This window comes from Rothia sp. HMSC036D11, assembly GCF_001814205.1.
GTDB classification, from domain to species: domain Bacteria; phylum Actinomycetota; class Actinomycetes; order Actinomycetales; family Micrococcaceae; genus Rothia; species Rothia dentocariosa.
The window spans coordinates 680-3,263 of record NZ_KV815310.1 but is presented as its reverse complement, the minus strand read 5'-3'; the positions used below and the strand labels follow the sequence as shown (position 1 = coordinate 3,263).

Annotated in this window: 3 protein-coding genes; all 3 read right to left on the bottom strand. The window is 41.9% G+C overall.

Going from position 1 to position 2,584, the window contains the following annotated elements; genetic code table 11:
• The coding region (locus tag HMPREF2958_RS07255; RefSeq protein ID WP_070697539.1) for a hypothetical protein at positions 1-502 on the bottom strand (502 nt) is incomplete at its 3' end.
• Between the two features lie 46 nt (positions 503-548).
• A complete protein-coding gene (locus HMPREF2958_RS07250) occupies positions 549-1,211 on the bottom strand; it encodes a hypothetical protein (RefSeq protein ID WP_070697538.1) in 663 nt (220 codons plus the stop codon).
• Positions 1,212-1,251: 40 nt separating this feature from the next.
• On the bottom strand, positions 1,252-1,914 hold the full coding sequence (locus tag HMPREF2958_RS07245) for a hypothetical protein (RefSeq protein WP_070697537.1): 663 nt from the start codon (positions 1,912-1,914) through the stop codon (positions 1,252-1,254).
• Between the last annotated feature and the right edge of the window lie 670 nt (positions 1,915-2,584).

The window sequence follows — 2,584 nt, the reverse complement described above, 5'->3', positions numbered from 1 at the left end:
TCTGATGACCTTCAAAATACTCCTCAACGCGAGGGAGAAAATCTTTCGACACCTCAAACCCGTACCCAAAAAGAACCTCATACCCTTCATGACCGGCAGGCCGCATAGGGTAATGAAGCTGCATCGAATCAATGAGACGTACTACATAGTTCGCATAACTGTCAGCCCCAAGATAATCGGCCATCTTTAGAACATCTTCAAAATGTTTAAGATAAACAAACAGTCCTTGGCGCATATCTAGCCAGTCGATTTCAGTAGCAAGTTCTTCAGCCCAGTATGAGTCAAATTCACCACTAATTTCATTCTCCCAATTAAGTCGAATCGCTTCCATAAGTCGATACCCAAAATCCCTAGTACCTTGCACTCCTGCGCAATCGACCTCCACAACGCACCATCCTTCTTTCTCGAGGTAAGGGCGCATATAATCTTCCCAGTATCGATCTTCTGCAAGAAACAAAGGCGCGATGAATTTTTTAGAAGACCCTGCTTGTCTATAAGCCATTTTCTACCTCTTTTGGAGCGCAACTCGACGAGAAAACTAACTTGTATTATTCAGAAGAACCTTCCTCACCACTGCCGCCGGTATAGGTGGTGCTCTCAGGGTACTCATCAGGATCATCAATCCACTCCCCATCCTCATACAACGGGTCAGGAAAACCCTGAGGAAAAAACACTTTCTTAAACCTTTCCACCCGTGACCAAGGATATTTGACCCCGTCCATGGCGAACACAACCTTGCCGTTGAAAAACTCTTTTACACGAGGCACACTCTCCTGCGAGATTTCGAATCCCCACCCAAAAAGAACTTGGTAAAGACCACTACCATGGATCGGGCGTACTGTATAACGTGTGTCCATCTGTTCAATAATATTTACGCATAGGCTCACGTCCTCGTCATCCATCACGAAAAGGTCCTCAAAATTCGTGTACAGCACAAAAAGTCCTTGACGCATATCAAACCAGTTAATCAGGCAGGCATCTTCCGAAGCCCAGCGCAGGTTAAAATCATCCGGAATAGCATAGATACTCTCAATACTCTCAACCAGACGGTATGCAAAATCTAGTGTGGTTTTTACACCGGCACAGTCAACAACAATAACCTTCCACCCCTCCGCTTCCAGATAGGGCAGCATATGGTTCTCCCAGTATCCATCCTCACGGATAAACAAAGGAGCAATGAACTCTACAGTTCCGTTAAGCGTGTAACTCATCTTTTTCTCTTCGAATTTTTAGTGGAAGATATATAAAGTTTTACTTAGACAAGTCTTCTTCATTATCTCCAACGTAGGAAGTACTTTCCGGGTACTCATCAGGATCCATAACCCATGATCCATCCTCATAACGAGGATCCGGGAAACCATTGGGAAAGAATGTTTTTTTAAATTTCTCTGCACCATCCCACGGATATTTAACATCACTCGCAGCAACAACAATATTATCTTCAAAAAATTCTTTCACTTGAGGTAGACTCTCTTGTGAAATTTCAAACCCATACCCAAAGAGAACCTGGTATAGACCGTTACCAAATGATGGGCGAACACTATAATATTCATCCATAGTTTCTATAATGTTGACACATGCAGTTAACTTCCTATTATCGAGTACCAGAATATCCTCAAAGTTTTTATACAAAATAAAGAGTCCTTGACGCATATCCCTGTTCCTGATGAGGCAGGCTTCTTCGGAAGCCCAACGCAGATTAAACCCTTCAGGATACGAATAACCGTTGTCGATACTTTCCACAAGACGATAAGCAAACTCTTGTATAGAAGTCACACCTGCACAATCAACAACAATAACAGCCCAACCTTCTACCTCAAGATAAGGCACCATATGATTCTGCCAATATCCACTCTCACGAATAAAGAGAGGAGCTTTAAAGAAGTCAGGATATTTTGATGCATAAATCATCATTTCTCGCTAGTCTATTAGTAGAATAAATGTATAATAATGATCTAAAGTAAGGTAAATAATTCCATTACTACCTATTAACAGGCGTTCAGTACCTCGTGTCATTTCAGGCTCCCCATCAGCCTTGAGAATTACTTTACCATCTTTATCTATTCTGGGTCGTCGAGGCATAAAATCCATTTCGGTGTAGGTTATATTGCCTCCTTTAACATCAGCTGTCGGTAAAATATTTCCTATACCTTCACCCTCCTCTGGAATATTGTCAACATTCCTACCCTCATTAGCACCAACAATAGGATCACCCTCAACCTTGAGATAACAAACAACACATAACTACTCAACACTTAAACACGACTAATAAGTTTAAAATACAAAAACACTGGCCCCTGCAACAGATCAAAACTGCAGGAACCAGTCGAGATTATCTCCACTAATTTACCTGAAGAGAGCTCCACGTGAATAAATATTGTAAAATCCGGTTAAAGAGCCAAAAATGAGAACCCCTGGTATTACTTACTCTCATATTTCCAGCTCTCCAAAACCTCATCCTTATTCTTCACATACACAACTGGGAAGAAGCTATTGCTCGCCCATCGTCGTAATAACCCATAAATTGGTTACTCCTTGGCTATCAGTGTCTTGTTAGCTGTTCCCTCCGGTATAGGAAGTGCTC